This window comes from Comamonas terrigena NBRC 13299 (genome assembly GCF_006740045.1).
Classification (GTDB): Bacteria; Pseudomonadota; Gammaproteobacteria; order Burkholderiales; family Burkholderiaceae_C; genus Comamonas; species Comamonas terrigena.
This window is the reverse complement of record NZ_AP019749.1, coordinates 2,563,086-2,582,296: the sequence shown is the minus strand read 5'-3', so window position 1 is coordinate 2,582,296 and position 19,211 is coordinate 2,563,086. Positions and strand designations below refer to the sequence as shown.

The window sequence follows — 19,211 nt, the reverse complement described above, 5'->3', positions numbered from 1 at the left end:
TGTGTCTGATTTTGCTGGCTGTCATGGCCGCCGGTGTGGCCGCATGGTGGCTGGGCCAACCCCTGCCCATGAACGGGCAGACCACGGAGCTGGAGATCGAGCCCGGCACCACGCCGCGCGGCGTGGCCCGCGAGGTGGTTAAAAGCGGTATCCAGACCGATGCCCGCCTGCTGTACGCCTGGTTCCGCCTGTCGGGTCAGGACCGCAAGATCAAGGCGGGCAACTACGAGATCCCGGCGGGCACCACGCCGTACGAGCTGCTACAGAAGCTGGCACGCGGCGAGGAAAGCCTGCGCGCCATCACCTTTGTCGAAGGCTGGACCTTCCGCCAGATGCGCGCCGCCATGGCCAAGGATGAATTCCTGAAGCAGGACACCGCCGCGCTGAGTGAGGCCGACATCATGACCGCCCTGGGCAAGCCCGGTGTGGCCGCCGAAGGGCGTTTCTTCCCCGATACCTATACCTATGCCAAGGGCAGCAGCGGGCTGGCCGTGCTCAAGCGTGCCGCCCATGCCATGGACCGCCGCCTGGACCAGGTCTGGGCGCTGCGCACGGCCGACCTGCCGCTCAAGTCGCCCGACGAGGCGCTGATCCTGGCCAGCATTGTGGAAAAGGAAACCGGCACCGCGGCCGACCGGGGCCAGATTGCGGGCGTGTTCGTGAACCGCCTGCGCGTGGGCATGCTGCTGCAGACCGACCCCACCGTGATCTACGGCATGGGCGAGAAGTTTGACGGCAATCTGCGCCGCAACGACCTGCGCACCGACACGCCGTGGAACACCTACACCCGCCCCGGCCTGCCGCCCACGCCGATTGCCATGCCCGGCAAGGCCGCGCTGATGGCGGCGGTGCAGCCCGCAGCCACCAAGGCCCTGTACTTTGTGGCACGCGGCGACGGCAGCAGCCACTTCAGTGCCACGCTGGATGAGCACAACCGCGCCGTCAACCGCTACCAGCGTGGCGGGAACTGAATTTTTCGATGAACCGGTGGCAGGCCCGTGCGGTCTGCCGCCCACAGATTGGCTATTTGCATGACAGCGTCCCAGCTCCCGCAGGGCATTTTTCTCACCTTTGAAGGCATTGATGGGGCCGGCAAGTCCAGCCACATCGAGCGCACAGCCCAGGCCTTTCGCGACAGTGGCCGCTGCGTCACCCTCACGCGCGAGCCCGGCGGCACGCCGCTGGCCGAAAAGCTGCGCGCCCTGCTGCTGCACGACGCCATGGACCCGCTGACCGAGGCCCTGGTGGCCTTTGCCGCCCGCCGCGACCACCTGGTGCAGGTGATCGAGCCGGCACTGGCACGGGGCGATGTGGTGATCAGCGACCGTTTCACCGACGCCACCTTTGCCTACCAGGGTGCCGGGCGCGGCTTCGACTGGGACAAGCTTTGTCAGCTGGAACAACTGGTGCAGGCCGTGCCGGCGCTGGAAGGCCTGGGGGCGCAGCATCCGGAAGCGGCCATCCGCCAGCCGGACCTGACCATCTGGTTCGACCTGCCGGCGGCCGTGGCTGCCGAGCGCCTGACCACGGCCCGAGTGCCCGACAAGTTCGAGGCCCAGCCCGGCGCATTTTTTGCCGCCGTGGCCGGTGGCTACGCCCGCCGCGCGGAGGCGGCGCCGCAGCGCTTTGCCCGCATTGACGCCAACACCAGCCGTGAGGCCGTGTGGCAGCAGGTGGCCGATGTGCTGCAGGCCAAAGGCTGGCTGCAGCCGGGAGTGCTGGCATGAGCGTTGGCATGAGTGCAGAAACCCCTGTGGTGCAGGACGGCATGCAGCTGGCCCCCTGGCTGGCCAGCCAGCGCAATGAGCTGCTGGCCCAGCGCGGCCATGCCTGGCTGCTGCAAGGGCCTTCGGGCCTGGGGCAGTTCCCGCTGGGTATGTCCCTGGTGCGGGCCTGGCTGTGCGACCAGCCTGGAGAGCAGGGCGCCTGCGGCCACTGCGGCAGCTGCCATGCCATTGACGTGCACACCCACGCCGACCTGTGCGTGCTGATGCCCGAGACCGCCATGCTGGCCTTGGGCTGGCCGTTGCCGGAAAAGGCCCAGGCCGAGATCGACGACAAGAAGCGCAAGCCCAGCAAGGACATCCGTGTGGATGCCATGCGCGATGCGGTGGAGTTCTGCCAGCGCACCAGTGCGCGCGGCAAAGGCAAGGCCGTGCTGGTCTACCCGGCCGAACGGATGAATGCCATCACCGCCAATGCGCTGCTGAAGACGCTGGAGGAGCCGCCCGGTGACGTGCGCTTTGTGCTGGCCACCGAGGCGGTGCACCAGTTGCTGCCCACCATCCGCAGCCGCTGCCTGTCGCACACCATGCGCTGGCCGCAGGAGGACCAGATGCTGACCTGGCTGCAACAGCAGGGCCTGGCCGAGGATGCGGCCCGTGCCTGGCTGCGTGCCGCCGGCGGGCGGCCGGAAGATGCGCTGGCCCTGTCGCGCAGCGGGCGCGACGTGGCGGCCTGGGCCCGCCTGCCCAAGGCCGTGGCCGCCGGGGATGTGACGGCCCTGGCCGATATGCCGCCGCCCGTGGTGGTGGAAAGCCTGCAGAAGCTGTGCCACGACCTGATGAGCGTGGCCAGCGGTGCGCAGCCGCGCTATTTCCAGCCGCAGGACCTGCCCAAGGCGCCGTCGCAGATGGTGCTGGCGCGCTGGGCCAAGTCGCTGGCGCAGGAGGCGCGCACGGCCGAACACCCCTTCAATGCCGGCCTGATGCTGGAAGCGCTGGTAGCCCAGGCCCGCAGCGTGCTGCAGGCGCGGCACTGAGCCCTGTAGCGGACCGCTGGTGCCCTGGGGGCTGACCGGGCCGATTGCGGGGTGGTGTCTGGGCTGTGCTCGAGCTTGTGCTTGGGGCTGTCCGCCAACCCCGGGCGCCCGGAGTCACCACGGGGCTATGCCGTGACGCACCGCGTGCACCTGAGCGAGGGCGGCAGGGCAGGGGCACAAGGGCGATGCCTGCCGAGTTGTTGCAAGGGGCGGCCTGCGGCGCGCCTGCAGGCATACCGCATCTCGGTGGAAAATAGCGATTTGCCCGTGGCTGCCGCCCCGGGCCTGCTTTCTGTTGGAACCCCATGTTTACCGATTCGCACTGCCACCTGAGCTTTCCCGACCTGCAAGCCAAGCTGCCCGAGATTCTGACCGCCATGCAGCAGGCCCAGGTCACGCGGGCGCTGTGCATTTCCTGCACCATGGAAGAATTCCCCGACGTGCATGCCCTGGCCCTGGGGCATGACAACCTGTGGTGCACCGTGGGCGTGCACCCGGACACCGAGGACATGACCGAGCCCAGCGTGCAGGATCTGCTGGAGCGCGCGGCGCTGCCCCGTGTGGTGGGCATCGGGGAAACCGGGCTGGACTACTACGGCATGGAAGACCGCAAGGGCGGCCGCACGATTGCCGATCTGGAATGGCAGCGCGAGCGCTTTCGCACCCACATCCGCGCCGCCCAGGCCTGCCGCAAGCCGCTGGTCATCCACACCCGTGCCTCGTCTGCGGACACCCTGGCCATCCTGAAGGAAGAGGGGGAAGATGGTTCGGCCCGGCAGGCCGGCGGCGTGTTCCACTGCTTCACCGAAACCATGGAAGTCGCCAAGGCCGCGCTGGATATTGGCTATTACATCTCGTTCTCTGGCATTCTCACGTTCAAGAACGCGCAGGATCTGCGCGATGTCGCCGCCTACATCCCCATTGACCGCATGCTGATCGAAACCGACAGTCCTTATCTGGCCCCCGTGCCATACCGGGGCAAGACCAACAACCCGTCCTATGTGCCCTATGTGGCGCAGCAGGTGGCACAGTTGCGCGGCATCAGTGCCGAAGAGGTGGGGCGGATCACCAGCGCCAACTTTGACCGGCTGTTCGCCGGCGTGGTGGCATGATGCGCCGCCGCCAGGCGCTGCAGCGCATGGCAGCCCGGCTGGCGGGGGGCGTGCTGGTGGCGCTGCCCATGCTGCCGGCACGGGCCGATGCAACCAGCGAATTCTTCACCGCCGTCGTGCGCGACCAGTACCGCGATGTGATGACCTGGCTGCTGCGCGGCTTCAACCCCAACACCCCGGACGAGCGTGGGCGCACCGGCCTGACCCTGGCCATGCGCCAGGAATCCTGGCGCGTGGTGGACACCCTGCTGCTGGCCCCGGGCATCGATCTGAACCTGGCCAACCGCCAGGGCGAAACCCCGCTGATGATGGCCGCCATCAAGGGCAATCTGGAACTGGTGCAGAAGCTGGTAGAGCGCGGCGCCGACATCAACCGCGAAGGCTGGGCCCCGCTGCACTACGCGGCATCGGCCGGGCTGGAGCACAGCGTGGCCATTGCCAGCTACCTGCTGGAGCACAGCGCCTACATCGACGCCGCCTCGCCCAATGGCAGCACACCGCTGATGCTGGCGGCCCAGTATTCCAGCGAGGCCATGGTCAAGCTGCTGTTGGAAGAGGGCGCCGATGTGAGCCTGCGCAACCAGCAAGGCCAGACGGCGGTGGACTTTGCCCGCCGCTCCGACCGCGATTTCATGGTGCAACTGTTGTCCACTGCGGTGCGCGCCAACCGGCCGGCCAAGGGCAAGTGGTAGGCGCTCAGTCGCCTGAAGCTGCACAGGCAGCGCTGGCCCCCGATGACCGCGCACCACGTAGTGGCCACGCTACTGCAAGGCGGCGGCTGGCAGCGTCGTCGATAACGACGCCGTTCACTCTCGACCCTCGACCCTCGACCCTCGACCTTCTAGACGCGCCCGCTCAGCCCCCTCTGCGCAGACTGGGTCTTCTTTGCGCAAAAGGGCTTCTAGCTCCAAGGCGGGTGCCGCGTGCTGTACCCGCAGGATGCAGACTTTGAACGCTGGGCTGCGCCCTTGTACCCGCTGCTAGGACCGCGTTTTCCGCTGCATGCCGTGCTGCTGACGGACGTGGATGCGGTGCACCCCATCATCGCCCCCAGCTACCGCCTGTTTCCGGCCACCACCACAGAAGCAGGCCAGATCGCCGGCGCCATGCAACGCTACGGCGTGCAGCCGCAGTGAAGCAGTACCTGGCCGTGGTCCGCTTCGGGTGATCAGCTCCTTTAGTCACGCTGCTGTTGCGCTTTACCTGTAATGTGCCTGCAGGCGCTTTCAGGCAGAGCGCGCCAGCAGAGCAGGCGAGGGCAACTGCATGGGCTAATCCCGTACTGGTGCCTGTGCGTGGTGCCGTGGTGCACGCCGGGGGCGACACTGCATCCCGCTCAAGGTTTTGCGTTCACCTTCGGTAACAGGCTGGCAATTCGGGCATCATTAGGGGTTTGCACGAGACATGCTCTTATAACGGTTATGTCTTATTACTTGATTTTTCGATAGTTGGCGTTCTTATAACGGAGCGCTACATTTCGCTACTTCCTTCTTGAACCCTGTGCTGCAAGCGCGTGCGGATGTGCCTGCGGCCGCCTGGCTGACTCCATGATCGACATTCGGGATCTGTCCCTGACCTACCAAGGCCCCAAGGGGCCGGTCGAAGCCCTCCAACACATCAACCTGCACATCGAGCAGGGCGAGATCTTCGGCATCATCGGCCGCAGCGGCGCCGGCAAAAGCTCGCTGGTGCGCTGCATCAATTTGCTCAACCGTCCCACCAGCGGCCAGATGATCGTGGGCGGCCGCGATCTGCTGAAGCTCAGCGACTCCCAGTTGCGTGAAGCCCGCCGCGAGATCGGCATGGTGTTCCAGCATTTCAATCTGCTGTCTTCGCGCACTGTGTATGACAACGCCGCGCTGCCGCTGGAGCTGGCCGGCATGTCCAAGGCCGAGATCCAGAAGCGCATCGATCCGCTGCTGAAGCTGGTGGGCCTGGACCACCTGGCCGACCGTTACCCGGCGCAAATCTCGGGTGGGCAGAAGCAGCGCGTGGGCATTGCGCGCGCACTGGCGTCCAACCCCAAGGTGCTGCTGTCGGATGAAGCCACCAGCGCGCTGGACCCGGAAACCACCCGTTCCATTCTGGATCTGCTGCGCAAGGTAAACCGCGAGCTGGGGGTGACGGTAGTGCTGATTACCCACCAGATGCAGGTGATCAAGCAGATTGCCGACCGCGTGGCGGTGATCGACGCTGGCCGGATTGCCGAGCTGGGTTCGGTGATCGATGTGTTCACCCAGCCGCAGCAGGCCATTACCAAGAGCCTGATCGACGAGATCGTTCCCCAGGAGCTGCCTGCCAGCGTGATGCAGCGCGTGCAGGCCCTGTCGGCGCGTCTGACGGCGGGCACCAGCGGCCAGTTGCTGCGCCTGTCGTATGCGGGCGAGAGCGCGTATGAACCCATTCTGTCGCACCTGATTCGCACGCTGGGGCTGGATCTGTCGATCCTGCACGGCCAGATCGACGAAATCCAGGAGCAGACCTTTGGTTCGCTGGCGGTGTATGCCAGCGGCGAGGCGGTGAAGATTGAATCGGCCATCAGCCACCTGCGCAGCAGCGGTGTGGTGGTGCAGGTGGTGCCCGTGGCGGCGCCGGTGAAGGGGTAAGCGATGTTCGAGAACTTTTCGGAAATGATGATCGAGTTGTTCATCGACTCGCTGTGGGAGACGCTGATCATGGTCGGCATCTCGGGGATTCTGGGTGGCCTGATCGGGATTCCGCTGGGCGTGTTCCTGCGCCTGACCGACAAGGGCGGCGTGCTGCAGAACACGGCGCTCAACAGCACCGTGGGCTGGATTGTGAATGCCGTGCGTTCCACGCCGTTCATTATTTTGCTGGTGGCCATCATCCCGTTCACCCGTTTCATCACCGGTTCGTCCATCGGGACCTGGGCGGCCGTGGTGCCGTTGACGATTGCGGCGGCCCCGTTCATTGCCCGTCTGGTGGAAACCGCGCTGCGTGAAGTGGATGGCGGCCTGGTGGAAGCGGCCCAGTCCATGGGTGCGTCGACCAGCCAGATCGTCTGGAAGGTGCTGCTGCCCGAAGCCATGCCCGGCATCGTGGCCGGCCTGACCATCAGCTTTGTGTCGCTGACCGGCTACTCCGCCATGGCGGGCGCCATTGGCGGCGGCGGCCTGGGTGACCTGGGTATCCGTTATGGTTACCAGCGTTTCCTGCCGGACATCATGCTGGCGGTGGTGGTCATCCTGATCTTCTTTGTGCAAGCCATCCAGAGCCTGGGTGACTGGGTGGTGCGCCGTATCAGCCACAAGTGATCTGGCACAGGGCGGGCGCGTGAGCGGGCCTGTCATGCACACAAGCCGCAGCTGCACCGTGCCGCTGCGGCTTTTTTCTTGGTCGTTGATGCGGTCTGTGCCGGTGCACCGGCTGGTGGCGATCGCCATCCAGCGCCAGGGTGCCAGCAGGCGGGCGCGGCACAGCTTGTGCCACATCAAGCGCCGCGCGGCCCCGGCGCGGCATGCTGGACCATTGTTTAAAAAAGAGAACAAGCCATGCAAGAACCATCGAACATTGCCGCAGGGCTGACTGCCTCCGCTGTGCTGCGCAGCGCCGTTACCGACCTGGGGGTGGACTGGCAGCACCGGCCGTTGCAGCCCGAGCCCGGTCTGGCGGCCTTGCTGGCCCAGCCGGCGCTGGATGACGGCGCTAAGGCCACGGTGGTGCAGGCGCTGGGCGCCGGGCTGATCGATGTGTGCATTGCCCACGGCTACCAGAGCATGGACCTGGTGGTGCTGCACCCGGACACGCCGGGCCTGGAGGAGACCTTGGCGCGGTTTGACCGCCCGCACACCCATGCCGACGACGAGGTGCGCTACATCGTGGATGGCGCCGGGCTGTTCGGCTTCTTTGATGCCCAGGGGCGCGAACACACCGTACGGGTGGGGCCGGGCGACTATCTGCGTGTGCCCGCCGGGGCAGAGCACCGCTTCACGCTGACGGCGGAACGCCGTATCAAGGCGCTGCGTCTGTTTACCGACAGCGCAGGCTGGGTGGCGCAGTACACCGCACGCGAAGCCGGGCCGATGGCCGTGGACGCCTGATACGGCTTGAAGTATGTGCTCAGCACGGTACGCAGGCACCAGGCTTTGCAGCTGAATGCGGCGGAGATGGATGCGCTGGTGGAGTGGCTCAAGCTGCTGTAGGAACCGGGGCGTACACAACCCCCACAATCAAAAGCCGGATGCCTTGCGGGATCCGGCTTTTGTTTTGGGGTGGTGCGCTTGTGTGGCGCAAGCTGCAAACTGAACGTGGGTGCAGTGCAACCGCTGGTGGCGCTGCACTGGCTTTACGCCGTAGCCGGCAGCGGAATCCAGTGGTTGTCCATCACACGGCCGTGGGTGGTGCCCAGGGCGGGGGCAGGCTGGGGGCTGGCTGCATCCGCCAGGCGCGTGGCGGCGGCTTCACCCGCCGTCCACAGCCCGGCGGGGGACGGTGCGGGCAGCAGCGGGGACACGCTGTGGTTGGCCACCGGGTACACGCCTTGCAGCGGGCGGCTGCCGTGCCATTGCACGGGTTCGCCGGCGCGTGCCGGGGGCTGCCACCAGGTGAGCTGGTCGGCACGCGGGCAACTGACGGCAAAGTGCTGGCCGTCGCAGCCGATGTCGCCGCCGTAGCCGGCCAGCGCCGTGCCGGCAGGCAAGGGCTGCACCTGCAGCTGCTGGCCATCGAACAGGGCCAGCACCGGTGCCTGGGCGCGGGTGCTGGGGTCGTCGTGCTCGGCCTGCAGCGCAATCCCCAGCCAGCGGCGTGCGGGTTGCCAGGCCACTTGCGGGCCCCAGCACAGGTGGCGCAGGCTCAGCCGGGTGTCGGTCAGGCGCCACTGGCCGTCCAGCGCGCCCTGGGCGGCAGGCTGCAGGCGCACGATGGAGGAGTCCATCTGCGTGAGCTGCAGCTTGCGCCGGCCGGTCTCGATCTGGCTGGGAATGCCGCCGTTGGCGACGACCAGGCTGCCGTCGGCATCCAGCAGCAGCTGGTGCGGGTCCATGCCGTGGGTGGGCCATTCGGCGGTTTTTTCCAGCGATGCGGCATCGCGCACGCCGATCAGGCCCTGGCCGGTTTCCAGATCGGTTTCTGTGGTGTAGAGCTGGCGGCCATCCCGGCTGTGGATCACGTGGCCGGTGAAGGCGCGGTCCGGTTCTATCCAGCCCCATTGCGGCGCCGTTCCTGCGCGCAGGCGCAGCAGCCAGTCACCGGGGCGGCGGCTGGTGAAGACCACGGCGCCATCGGCTTCCACCGTCATGCCATGGGCGCGGGTGGGAATGCGTTCGGACTGCAGCACCTGCAGCGGCGCACCATCCAGCGTGAGCTGCACAATGCCGGCAAACAGATCGTGGCCTTGCATCCAGGCGGCGGCCAGGCGCTGCGGGCCGACCGGTCCAGACTGGGCAGTGGCTGTGGCGGAGCCTGCCCAGGCGGACAGCGGTGCCAACCCGTTCAGGCCGGCCAGGCCGCCCAAGCCGGTGAGGCCCACCGCCTGCAGCCACTGGCGCCGGCTGGGAGAGGAGGACGGCATGCTCAGTCCCCGTCGCCGTCGGAAAAGCCGATGCTCAGCTGCAGCAGCGAGGCGATGTCTGCTTCCACCCAGCGCTTGAGGCCGCTGAGTGCGGTGGAGAGCTTTTGCACGCTTTCCAGGTCGGTGCTGTTGAGTGCGGCAAACGCGCCGTCCACTTCCTGCACGGCCTTGGCAAAGCGGCCGGCGGTGAGGGGGCGGTAGTGGGCGGCCACCAGACCGGCAATGCTGACCTGGTTCTCGGGCGCGCCGGCCGGGGCCACGGCCAGATCGCGCAGGCCGGACCACTGGGCGCGCCAGCTGGCCAGCGTGCTGTCGCTGTCCATGCGGATCAGCTGGGGCTTTTTCTTGCCGGAGGTGGTGCTGGCGCTGCGCAGCGGCTTTTCCATGCGTTCCCAGCGCAGCTGCTCCAGGCCGCCAATCCACTGGTTCAGGAATTCCTCGGTGACGCGCAGATCGGGCTTGGCTGCCGCGGTGGTCTGGAACGCGGTGCGCAGGCCCTGGATTTCATCGGTGACCGAGGCGGCGGCCATCACGGCATAGCTGCAGCTGGGGCTGCCGGGCGGGGCTGGCTGGGTCCACAGCAGGTGTTCCAGTGCGGGAAAGCCTTTGCCGGGGCTGCCGATGCGTTCCATGTCGGCCAGGGTCTTGGGGGCCTGCTGGATGGCTTCGGCCAGGCGGGCCGGGCGCAGCGGCTGGAAGTTGACCATGCGGTCGGTACGGCGTTCCACCAGCGGGCCCATGTTGACGGCGGCCACGCGCTGCCAGGCGTCCGCGGCCTGCTGGAAGCGCTGGCGGGCATCGCCCAGCAGGGCGGCATCGGTCTTGCCGGTGCGCTGGCCGCAGTAGGCCTGCAGGCTGGCTTGCAGTGCCTGCGCCGCGCCCAGGGCCTGGGTGGTCTGGGGCAGATACCACTGGCCGTAGAGCGCGTGGCCGATGGTGGCCAGGTCGTCCACTTCCAGGGCATGGCTGGGGGCCGCGGCCCAGAAGCCCAGGCTGGCGGCGATGGCGAGCGCCGCACGGCGCAGGCGTGGGCGGTAGGGAGGGGGCAGGCAGGCGGGCATTACAGGGACTCCACAAATTTCACCAGGGCGGCACGGTCCTCGGCGCTGAACTGCAGCACGCGGTCGCGGGCATCCTGGGCTTCGCCACCATGCCAGAGCACGGCTTCGAGCACGCCACGGGCGCGGCCGTCGTGCAGCAGGCGCTGGTGGTTGTTCACGGCATCCAGCAGTCCGATGCCCCACAGCGGCGGCGTGCGCCACTGGCGGCCATTGGCGCGGAAGTCGGGCCGGCCATCGGCCAGGGCGTCACCCATGTCGTGCAGCAGCATATCGGTATAGGGCGTGATGGTCTGCCCGGACACGGCCTTGCTGCTGAGCGTGGGGAACAGCGGCGCATCGGTGCGGTAGCTGGGGCGGTGGCATTGCGCGCACTGGGCGGCATGGAACAGCTTTTCGCCCTGCAGCACCTGGGCGTCCTTGGTGTTGCGGCGGGCCGGCGGGGCCAGCGTGCTCTGGTAGAAGATCACGTCGTTGATGGCGTGCTCTTCGATCTCCACCCCGGCGCCGCCCTTGCCGTGGGGGGCTTGCAGGCAGTCGGTCTGGGTGGGGGTGCAGGTCTGCTGGGGGAAGTGCGGCGAGGTGATGCCGATGTCGCCCTGGAAGGCGCCACCCGTCTGGTGTGCCAGGCTGGCCACATTGGCCTTCCAGCCAAAGCGGCCCAGCATCATGCGCTGGCCATAGGCGTCCCACACATAGTTGGGCTGGCCCTTGATGGGGCCGTCGGTCAGGGCCTGCGCCTGGGCATTGGCCAGGATTTCGGAGGCAGGAATCGCTTCCAGCAGGCCAAGGCCGATGACCTGAGGTGCAATCCGAGGGCTGACCATGGTGTCGGCGGCCATGGGGCCGTAGGCCAGATCGTGCAGCTCGTAGACCGGGCGTTCCAGCTGGTAGGGCGTGCCGTCGGCGAACTGGCCGTTGATGTGTTCGTAGCGGATGCGCACCGCGCCTTCGCCCTTCACACCGCTGATGCCCATGGTGTTGAACTGGTCGCCGTAGACCGGTTCGTGCTTGGGGCCGCCATGCGCGTCCGTGCCGGGCACGGACAGGCGCATCAGCAGGCCGGCAAACGGTTGCGGGGCCAGGGGGTTGTGGAAGTCGGGGGGCTGGGCGCGGCCGTCCTGCACGTGGCAGCCGCCGCAGGAGCGGGCCAGGAAGTGCGGACCCAGTCCGTCGCGCGCGGTGGTGGAGGCCGGGGCCTGCACCCAGTTGCGCTTGAAGAAGGAGTTGCCGATGACAAAGCGCGTGCGCTCTTCATCGCTGAGGTTGGCCAGGGGCAGCGAGAACGCGTTGCGGCCGGTGGCAAAGACGGTGGTGGTGCCGCCGGGCAGGGCATCGGCCGGTGCGGGGGCGAACAGGTCCGGTGGCGGGGTGGCGGCGGCTGCGGGGGGCGCATCCTGCGACTGCAGGGAGCAGCCCGCCAGCAGCGCAGCACAGGCCGCGGCGGTGAGGGACAGACAGCGAAACATCATGGGGCGAATGCAAAACCGCTGCCCGTACCGGCGGGCGGCCCAGGCAGCGGTGGTGGTTGGGTGTTCTTATTCGGGTTCGACCAGGTTCAGCTGTTCAATGCCCGCGGCGTGTGCGGCATCGACCAGCGACTTGCTCTGGGCCACCAGGCTGTCGATGGTGGCCTGGATGGTGGCGCGGGCGGCGCTGTCGCGCGCACCCTGGATGGCCTGGTCGAACGGTGCCGGGATGGATTCGGCCGCCTTCACGGACTGGGCGATCTGGCGCGTGGTCTGCTCGGCCACGCCACGGTCGTGCTGGGCCACCCAGTCGCGCAGGCCGGGGCCTTGCAGGACCTTGCCGTCCAGGCGCTGGTAGCTGCCCAGCCACACGTTCTGGATGCCCATGGCGTTGGTCACGGCGTCGCGGTGGGTGTTGTCGGAGAAGCAGGAGTGTTCGTCTTCCTGGTCGCGGCTGGCCATGGCCACTTCCAGGCGTTCGCCGGCCAGTTCGCCGCGCGACAGCGAACCCAGGCCCACAAAGATGCGGCGCACGGCGTCGCTGCTGTTCTTTTCGAAGTCGGCGCGGAAGTTGCCGGCCACGCCGGGCTTCCATTGGGCGGCCACGGACTGCAGGTCCTTGATCAGCAGCGCGGTGACGGTGCGCAGGTAGGCGCGGCGGCGGTCGGCGTTGGGGGCCTTGCCGTCGACAAAGTCGGTGTAGGGGCGGTCGCCGGGGCCGGTGGCGCTGAGGTCCTGGCCCCAGAGCATGAATTCGATGGCGTGCCAGCCGGTGGAGATGTTTTCCTCGCCGTCGTGCTCGTTCAGTTCGGCCAGGCGCTCGGCGGTGATGGCTTCCTTGCGGTTGTTGATCAGGCCGGCCTTGGGCTGGCCTTGCACGTAGTCCACATAGGACTCGTCCATGGGCCAGGCGTTGATGCGGCCTTCGGGGCCGTTCTCGTCGTCGATGGGGCCGCCGTAGAAGCGGAAGGCCTCGGTCTGGCCGTAGTACTCACGGGCGTGCAGCCAGGCCTTGCGTGCGTTGGCCAGCGTGGCGGCCGAGGGCTTGGCCAGGAAGGCGTCGATGGCCTTTTGCATCTGCTGGGCCGAACGGATGCTGTCTTCGTACGTGGCCGACACCAGCGTGCTGTAGTGCGCCACCACCTGGTTCACGCTGAGTTGCACTTGGGTTTGGGGGGCTGCTGGAGCCTGGGCGTGCGCAATGTGGGAGGCACCCAGGGCAATCAGTCCGGCGAACAGGTAGTGGTTCATGTCAGAAATAGGTAGTAGCGTAAGAAAAAGATACATTCTAATAACATTGAGAATGTGTCCTATTTGCAAATCGGCACGCTGTCCTGGGGTATCGCCTTGCATGTGTCGGCATCGGCCACGAAAAAGCCTCCGGTGCCGGAGGCAGCGGAGGCTGGAGCGGAAGGCCGCGGTATCCGGGCCGCAGGGCCGGACGGCAGCGCTTACTTGGTGCCGAAGATACGGTCGCCGGCGTCACCCAGGCCGGGCAGGATGTAGCCGTGGTCGTTGAGCTGGCGGTCCACGGCGGCGGTGTAGATGTCCACGTCGGGGTGGGCGGCCTGCATGGTCTTGATGCCTTCGGGAGCGGCCAGCAGGCACATGAACTTGATGGACTTGGGGGCGCACTTGTCCTTGAGCTGCTGCACGGCGGCGGCGGCGGAGTTGCCGGTGGCCAGCATGGGGTCCACCACGATCACGTCGCGTTCGCCCATGTTGTCGGGCATCTTGAAGTAGTACTCGACGGGCTGCAGGGTTTCGGGGTCACGGTACAGGCCGATGTGGCCGATGCGGGCGCCGGGCACCACGTTCAGCATGCCGTCCAGGAAACCGTTGCCGGCGCGCAGGATGGAGACCAGGGCCAGCTTCTTGCCGTCGATGACCTTGCCGACCATCTTTTCCATCGGCGTTTCGATTTCCAGGTCCTGCAGCGGGAAGTCGCGGGTGATTTCGTAGGCCATCAGCGTGGACAGCTCGCCCAGCATGCGGCGGAAGCTGTTGGTCGACGCTTCCTTGCGGCGCATCAGGGTCAGTTTGTGTTGGACCAGCGGGTGGTCGATGAGGTGCACTTGGCTCATGGAATGGCTTCTTGTCTGTGTGTCGGTGAAATCGGGTGGGCGCGGTACACGTCGTACATGCTGTACATGCAATACCTGCGGTACGCGCCGTCGGCAGGCAGTGTACTGCGGCCTTGCAGGCGGGTGGCGGGCTCGGTTTTTCTGTCCACGGCCCGCACAAGGCTGCTGGCCGGGCTGTTTGCGCTGGCGCAAGGAGCGTGCCAGTGCCGCGGGTCGGTGGGGGCTTGGCCTGCCAGGGGGGTGGAGGGGCATGGCATGGCCGTGGTGTGGCCGCCAAAAAAAGAACAAGCTCCCGAAGGAGCTTGTGGTGTGTGCCCTGCCGGCAGCCCATGGGGAGCGGCGGATGGGCCGGGCAGGGTATCAGTCCGCCAGGAAGCGGGCGTAGCGCTTGAGGTCCACATTGCCGCCGCTGACGATCACGCCCACGCGCTTGCCGCCCAGGGAGATGCCGCCGTTGCAGGCGCCGGCAAAGGCCAGGGCGCCGGTGGGCTCGACCACGATCTTCATGCGTTCGGCAAAGAAGCGCATGGTCTGCATCAGCTGCAGGTCGGATACGGTGACGATTTCTTCCACCCCCTGCTGGATGATGGGGAAGTTCAGCTTGCCCAGCGACGGGGCCTGCGCACCGTCGGCGATGGTGGTGGGGTAGGGGATCTCCACGATCTCGCCCTTGCGCAGCGACTGCTGGCCGTCGTTGGCGTTTTCCGGCTCCACGCCGATCACCTGGCAGTTGGGCGCCAGCGCCTGTGCGGCCAGCACGCTGCCGGCCAGCAGGCCGCCGCCGCCCAGGCAGACAAACAGGTAGTCCAGGTTGGGCACCTGCTCCAGCAGTTCCTTGGCCACGGTGCCCTGGCCGGCAATCACGTCGGCATGGTCGCTGGGGGGCACCAGGGTCATGCCGCGTTCCAGCGCCAGCTTGCGGCTGATGGCCTGGCGGTCTTCGGTGCGCGGGTTGTAGGTCACCACCTGGGCACCGTACTCGCGCGTGGCGGCCATCTTGCTGGCGGCAGCGTCTTCGGGCATGACGATCAGCGCCGGCATGTCCAGCAGGCGGGCCGACAGGGCGATGGCCTGGGCGTGGTTGCCTGCAGAGAAAGTGAGGACGCCGGCCTTGCGCTGCTCGGGCGTGAAGCGCGCCAGCGTGTTGAAGGCGCCGCGGAACTTGAAGGAGCCGGAGCGCTGCAGGTTCTCGCACTTGAAGAAGAACTGCGCCCGGTATTGGCGATCGGCCGTGCCGCAACGCAGCACGGGTGTGGTGTGGGCCACGTTTTTCAGACGCTCGGCAGCGTCTGCCACATCTTCAAACGTCGGCAGGGGCAAGGTGACCACGCTCATGTCGGCCTTTCAGGCTGTATCTGGATGTTGCAGTTACAGAGATGATAGCTGCGAAAGCGCATTCGCCAAGGGCTGGCGCGTACAGGGAAACCGCAGGTGCGCTCTGCAGCGGGGGAGTCGAGAATGGGAATGGCCTGTGGCGGCGCGAACGCGGCACAGGCCATTGGGGGGCGTACGGGTGCTTACGGGGGCGCTGCAGCGCAGCAGCCCGGGGCTCAGCGGCTCTTGCCGCCGAAGATGCCGCCCAGCACGCCGCGCAGGATCTGGCGGCCCAGCTGGGTGCCCATGGTGCGGGCGGTGGACTTGACCACGGTCTGCACAATCCCGTCCTTCTTTCCGCCGCGCGGGCCGGTGGTGCCGAAGAGCAGGTCGTTGAGCTCGCCCATCATCCCGCTGTCCGCCGGGGCCGTGCCAGCGCCGGCAGTCCCTGCCGTACCGGCCACGCCGGGCTTGCCTGGGGCGGCGGGGGCGGATTCGGCGCGGCTGCGCAGCACTTCATAGGCGGATTCGCGGTCCACGGCCTTTTCGTAGACGCCGGCCACCAGCGATTGCTGCATCAGCTGCTGGCGCTGGGCGGCGGTGATGGGGCCGATCTGGCTGCCCGGCGGCACCACGTAGACGCGCTGGGTGACGGAGGGGCGGCCTTTTTCGTCCAGGAAGCTGATCAGGGCTTCACCCACGGCCAGTTCGGTGATGGCGGCTTCGATGTCCAGGCCCGGGTTGGGGCGCATGGTGGTGGCCGTGGCCTTGACGGCCTTCTGGTCGCGCGGGGTGAAGGCGCGCAGCGCGTGCTGCACGCGGTTGCCCAGCTGGGCCAGCACGCTGTCGGGAATGTCCAGCGGGTTCTGGGTGACAAAGTACACTCCCACGCCCTTGGAACGCACCAGGCGCACCACCAGCTCGATGCGCTCCAGCAGCACCTTGGGCGCGTCGTTGAACAGCAGGTGGGCCTCGTCGAAGAAGAAGACCAGCTTGGGCTTGTCGGGGTCGCCGATTTCGGGCAGCTGCTCGAACAGCTCGGACAGCATCCACAGCAGGAAGGTGGAGTACAGGCGCGGCGAGTTCATCAGCTTGTCGGCCGCCAGGATGTTGACCACGCCATGGCCCCGGGCGTCGGTCTGCATCAGGTCTTCGATGTTGAGCATGGGCTCGCCGAAGAACTGGTCGCCGCCTTCGCTCTCGATCTGCAGCAGGCCGCGCTGGATGGCGCCCACGCTGGCGGCGCTGATGTTGCCGTACTCGATGGTGAACTGCTTGGCGTTGTCGCCCACATGCTGGAGCATGGCGCGCAGGTCCTTGAGGTCCAGCAGCAGCATGCCGCTGTCGTCGGCGATCTTGAAGACGATGTTCAGCACGCCCATCTGCGTGTCGTTCAGGTTCAGCATGCGGCCCAGCAGCAGCGGGCCCATGTCGGACACGGTGGCGCGCACCGGGTGGCCCTGCTGGCCGAACACGTCCCACAGGGTCGCGGCGCAGGCCGTGGGGGCGGGCAGGGCGATGCCGCGGTCCTTCAGCGAGGCGGCCAGCTTGTCGCCGATGCTGCCGGTCTGGCTGATGCCGCCCAGGTCGCCCTTGATGTCGGCCATGAACACCGGCACGCCGGCCTGGGCAAAGCTTTCGGCCATCTTCTGCAGGGTGACCGTCTTGCCCGTGCCCGTTGCACCGGTGATCAGGCCGTGGCGGTTGGCCAGGCCGGGGAGGATGTCACAGTGGATATCACCATGCTGGGCAATCAGGAGGGGGGCTGCCATATCTGCCATATGCGGGTTTCCTCGTGGGGTGAGGCATCAAAAGTAAAATCGGATTCGATAGATTAAATCAAGACCAAAGGATTTCCTGTGGCAGGACATAGCAAATGGGCCAACATCCAGCACCGCAAGGGTCGCCAGGATGAGAAACGCGGCAAGATCTGGACGCGCATCATCCGCGAAATCATGGTGGCAGCCCGCCAGGGAGGGGGCGATCTGACGGCCAACCCGCGCCTGCGTCTGGCCGTGGACAAGGCCAAGGCCGCCAATATGCCGGCCGCCAATATGCCGGCCGACAACATCAAGCGCAACATCGACAAGGCCACCGGCAATCTGGAAGGTGTGACCTACGAAGAAATCCGTTACGAAGGCTACGGCATTGGCGGCGCGGCCATCATCGTGGACACGATGACCGACAATCGGGTGCGTACTGTGGCGGATGTGCGTCACGCTTTCAGCAAATACGGCGGCAACATGGGCACCGAGGGATCGGTGGCCTTCCAATTCAAGCACTGCGGACAGATCATCTTTGCACCCGGCCTGGACGAGGACAAAGTGATGGAAGCGGCGCTGGAGGCCGGTGCCGAAGACGTGATCACCGACGAGGACGGCGCCATCGAGGTGCTGACCGCGCCGAGTGAATTTGAAGCCGTGCGCAACGCTTTGGAGGCTGCGGGATTCAAGCCCGAAGTGGCCGAAGTGACCATGCGCGCAGAAAACACCATTGAGCTGGCTGGCGAAGACGCCGAGCGCATGCAAAAGCTCCTGGACATGATCGAAGACCTGGATGACGTTCAAGACGTCTATCACAACGCAGAACTATGAAAATACTGGTGATTGGCGGCGGTGGCCGTGAGCACGCGCTGGCGTGGAAGTTGGCGCAGTCGCCCAAGGCGAGCAAGGTGTACGTGGCCCCCGGCAACGGCGGCACGGCGCTGAGCAACAAGTTCGAGAACGTACCCATCACCGATGTGGAACAACTGCGGACCTGGGCCATCGACAACAAGATTGCACTGACGGTGGTGGGCCCCGAGGCCCCGCTGGCCGCCGGTGTCGTGGATGAATTCCGCGCCCACGGCCTGAAGGTGTTCGGCCCCACCAAGGCGGCTGCCCAGCTGGAAAGCTCCAAGGCCTTCTCCAAGGCCTTCATGCGCCGCCATGGCATTCCCACGGCGGATTACGACACCTTCACCGACCCGGTGGCTGCCCACGCCTTTGTGGACCGCCTGGGTGCGCCCATCGTCATCAAGGCCGACGGCCTGGCGGCCGGCAAGGGTGTGGTGGTGGCCATGTCGCTGCAGGAAGCCCACGATGCGGTGGACTTCATGCTGGTGGACAACAAGTACGGCGTGCAGCACAACGACGGCGGCGCGCGCGTGGTGATCGAAGAGTTCCTCGCCGGCGAGGAAGCCTCGTTCATCGTGATGTGCGACGGCAAGAACGTGGTCGCCATGGCCACCAGCCAGGACCACAAGCGCCTGAAGGACGGCGACGAAGGCCCGAACACCGGTGGCATGGGTGCCTATTCGCCCGCCCCCGTGGTCACGGCCGATGTGCACGCCCGTGCCATGCGCGAAATCATCCTGCCCACCATCCGCGGCATGGAAAAGGACGGCGTGCCGTTCACCGGTTTCCTGTACGCCGGTCTGATGATCGACGGCAACGGCCATCCCAAGACGCTGGAATTCAACACCCGCATGGGCGACCCCGAGACCCAGCCCATCCTGATGCGCCTCAAGAGCGATCTGGTGGAGGTCATGCTGGCGGCCGTGGACGGCAAGCTGGACCAGGTGGAACTGGAATGGGACCGCCGCACCGCCCTGGGCGTGGTGATGGCTGCCTATGGCTACCCCGAAGCACCGCGCAAGGGCGACGCCATCAGCGGCCTGCCCGCCGATGCGGACGATGCCATGGTCTTCCACGCCGGCACGGTGCTGGACGCCGACGGCCAGGTGCGCACCAGCGGCGGCCGGGTGCTGTGCGTGACGGTGCTGGCCGACAGCGTCAAGCAGGCCCAGCAGAAGGTCTATGACGTGGCCCGTGGCATCCATTTCGATGGTGCCCAGTACCGCCGCGACATCGGCTTCCGCGCCGTGAAGAACTGAAGGGCG

18 protein-coding genes are annotated in these 19,211 nt (G+C 66.9%); 11 read left to right on the top strand and 7 right to left on the bottom strand.

From position 1 onward, the window contains the following. Positions 1-23: 23 nt before the first annotated feature. The 9 genes from mltG (at position 24) to CT3_RS11585 (ending at position 7,934) form a co-directional block, all read left to right on the top strand. Positions 24-971: an endolytic transglycosylase MltG gene (gene mltG / locus CT3_RS11625; RefSeq protein WP_370626098.1), complete on the top strand. Its 948-nt coding sequence runs from the start codon at positions 24-26 to the stop codon at positions 969-971. A gap of 60 nt (positions 972-1,031) precedes the next feature. After that, positions 1,032-1,727, top strand: a complete 696-nt coding sequence (gene tmk / locus CT3_RS11620) for a dTMP kinase (RefSeq protein ID WP_066532574.1) — start codon at positions 1,032-1,034, stop codon at positions 1,725-1,727. 8 nt (positions 1,728-1,735) lie between these two features. Beyond that, complete coding sequence (locus CT3_RS11615) at positions 1,736-2,761, top strand: DNA polymerase III subunit delta' (RefSeq protein WP_172591798.1); 1,026 nt, start codon at positions 1,736-1,738, stop codon at positions 2,759-2,761. Between the two features lie 305 nt (positions 2,762-3,066). Further along, positions 3,067-3,873, top strand: coding sequence for a TatD family hydrolase (locus tag CT3_RS11610; RefSeq protein ID WP_066532572.1), 807 nt, complete (start codon positions 3,067-3,069; stop codon positions 3,871-3,873). Continuing rightward, entirely contained in the window at positions 3,873-4,565 is a 693-nt protein-coding gene (locus tag CT3_RS11605; RefSeq protein ID WP_083520233.1) for an ankyrin repeat domain-containing protein, read from the top strand. Before CT3_RS11610 ends, CT3_RS11605 begins: the two co-directional genes overlap by 1 nt. Before the next feature lie 231 nt (positions 4,566-4,796). Further along, on the top strand, positions 4,797-5,009 hold the full coding sequence (locus CT3_RS11600; RefSeq protein WP_066532565.1) for a hypothetical protein: 213 nt from the start codon (positions 4,797-4,799) through the stop codon (positions 5,007-5,009). 411 nt (positions 5,010-5,420) lie between these two features. Continuing rightward, entirely contained in the window at positions 5,421-6,479 is a 1,059-nt protein-coding gene (locus tag CT3_RS11595) for a methionine ABC transporter ATP-binding protein (protein WP_066532563.1), read from the top strand. A 3-nt stretch (positions 6,480-6,482) separates the two neighbouring features. Continuing rightward, entirely contained in the window at positions 6,483-7,148 is a 666-nt protein-coding gene (locus CT3_RS11590) for a methionine ABC transporter permease (protein WP_066532562.1), read from the top strand. A gap of 237 nt (positions 7,149-7,385) precedes the next feature. Beyond that, entirely contained in the window at positions 7,386-7,934 is a 549-nt protein-coding gene (locus CT3_RS11585) for a cupin domain-containing protein (RefSeq protein ID WP_083520194.1), read from the top strand. Between the two features lie 245 nt (positions 7,935-8,179). Here CT3_RS11585 and CT3_RS11580 read toward each other — a convergent pair whose 3' ends face one another. The 7 genes from CT3_RS11580 to CT3_RS11550 all read right to left on the bottom strand — a co-directional run bounded on the left by CT3_RS11580 (position 8,180) and on the right by CT3_RS11550 (position 17,103). Beyond that, the gene (locus CT3_RS11580) at positions 8,180-9,406 is read right to left on the bottom strand and encodes a DUF1513 domain-containing protein (protein WP_066532558.1); all 1,227 of its coding nucleotides are present in this window, start codon (positions 9,404-9,406) and stop codon (positions 8,180-8,182) included. 2 nt (positions 9,407-9,408) lie between these two features. Next, positions 9,409-10,467, bottom strand: coding sequence for an imelysin family protein (locus CT3_RS11575; protein ID WP_066532555.1), 1,059 nt, complete (start codon positions 10,465-10,467; stop codon positions 9,409-9,411). Beyond that, positions 10,467-11,936 (bottom strand): di-heme oxidoreductase family protein, encoded by a 1,470-nt coding sequence (locus tag CT3_RS11570; protein WP_098066162.1) that lies wholly within the window; start codon positions 11,934-11,936, stop codon positions 10,467-10,469. The genes CT3_RS11575 and CT3_RS11570 overlap by 1 nt, the downstream gene beginning before the upstream one ends. Before the next feature lie 66 nt (positions 11,937-12,002). Then, positions 12,003-13,184: an imelysin family protein gene (locus CT3_RS11565; RefSeq protein WP_066532551.1), complete on the bottom strand. Its 1,182-nt coding sequence runs from the start codon at positions 13,182-13,184 to the stop codon at positions 12,003-12,005. 200 nt (positions 13,185-13,384) lie between these two features. Then, positions 13,385-14,017, bottom strand: coding sequence for a uracil phosphoribosyltransferase (gene upp / locus CT3_RS11560; protein WP_066532548.1), 633 nt, complete (start codon positions 14,015-14,017; stop codon positions 13,385-13,387). A gap of 360 nt (positions 14,018-14,377) precedes the next feature. Continuing rightward, a complete protein-coding gene (locus tag CT3_RS11555; RefSeq protein ID WP_066532545.1) occupies positions 14,378-15,352 on the bottom strand; it encodes a threo-3-hydroxy-L-aspartate ammonia-lyase in 975 nt (324 codons plus the stop codon). A gap of 215 nt (positions 15,353-15,567) precedes the next feature. Beyond that, complete coding sequence (locus CT3_RS11550; protein ID WP_066533323.1) at positions 15,568-17,103, bottom strand: helicase HerA-like C-terminal domain-containing protein; 1,536 nt, start codon at positions 17,101-17,103, stop codon at positions 15,568-15,570. 87 nt (positions 17,104-17,190) lie between these two features. Here CT3_RS11550 and CT3_RS11545 point away from each other — a divergent pair, with 87 nt between their 5' ends. Next, complete coding sequence (locus tag CT3_RS11545) at positions 17,191-17,925, top strand: YebC/PmpR family DNA-binding transcriptional regulator (protein WP_066532544.1); 735 nt, start codon at positions 17,191-17,193, stop codon at positions 17,923-17,925. Beyond that, the gene (gene purD / locus CT3_RS11540) at positions 17,922-19,205 is read left to right on the top strand and encodes a phosphoribosylamine--glycine ligase (RefSeq protein ID WP_066532540.1); all 1,284 of its coding nucleotides are present in this window, start codon (positions 17,922-17,924) and stop codon (positions 19,203-19,205) included. Before CT3_RS11545 ends, purD begins: the two co-directional genes overlap by 4 nt. Positions 19,206-19,211: the final 6 nt, after the last annotated feature.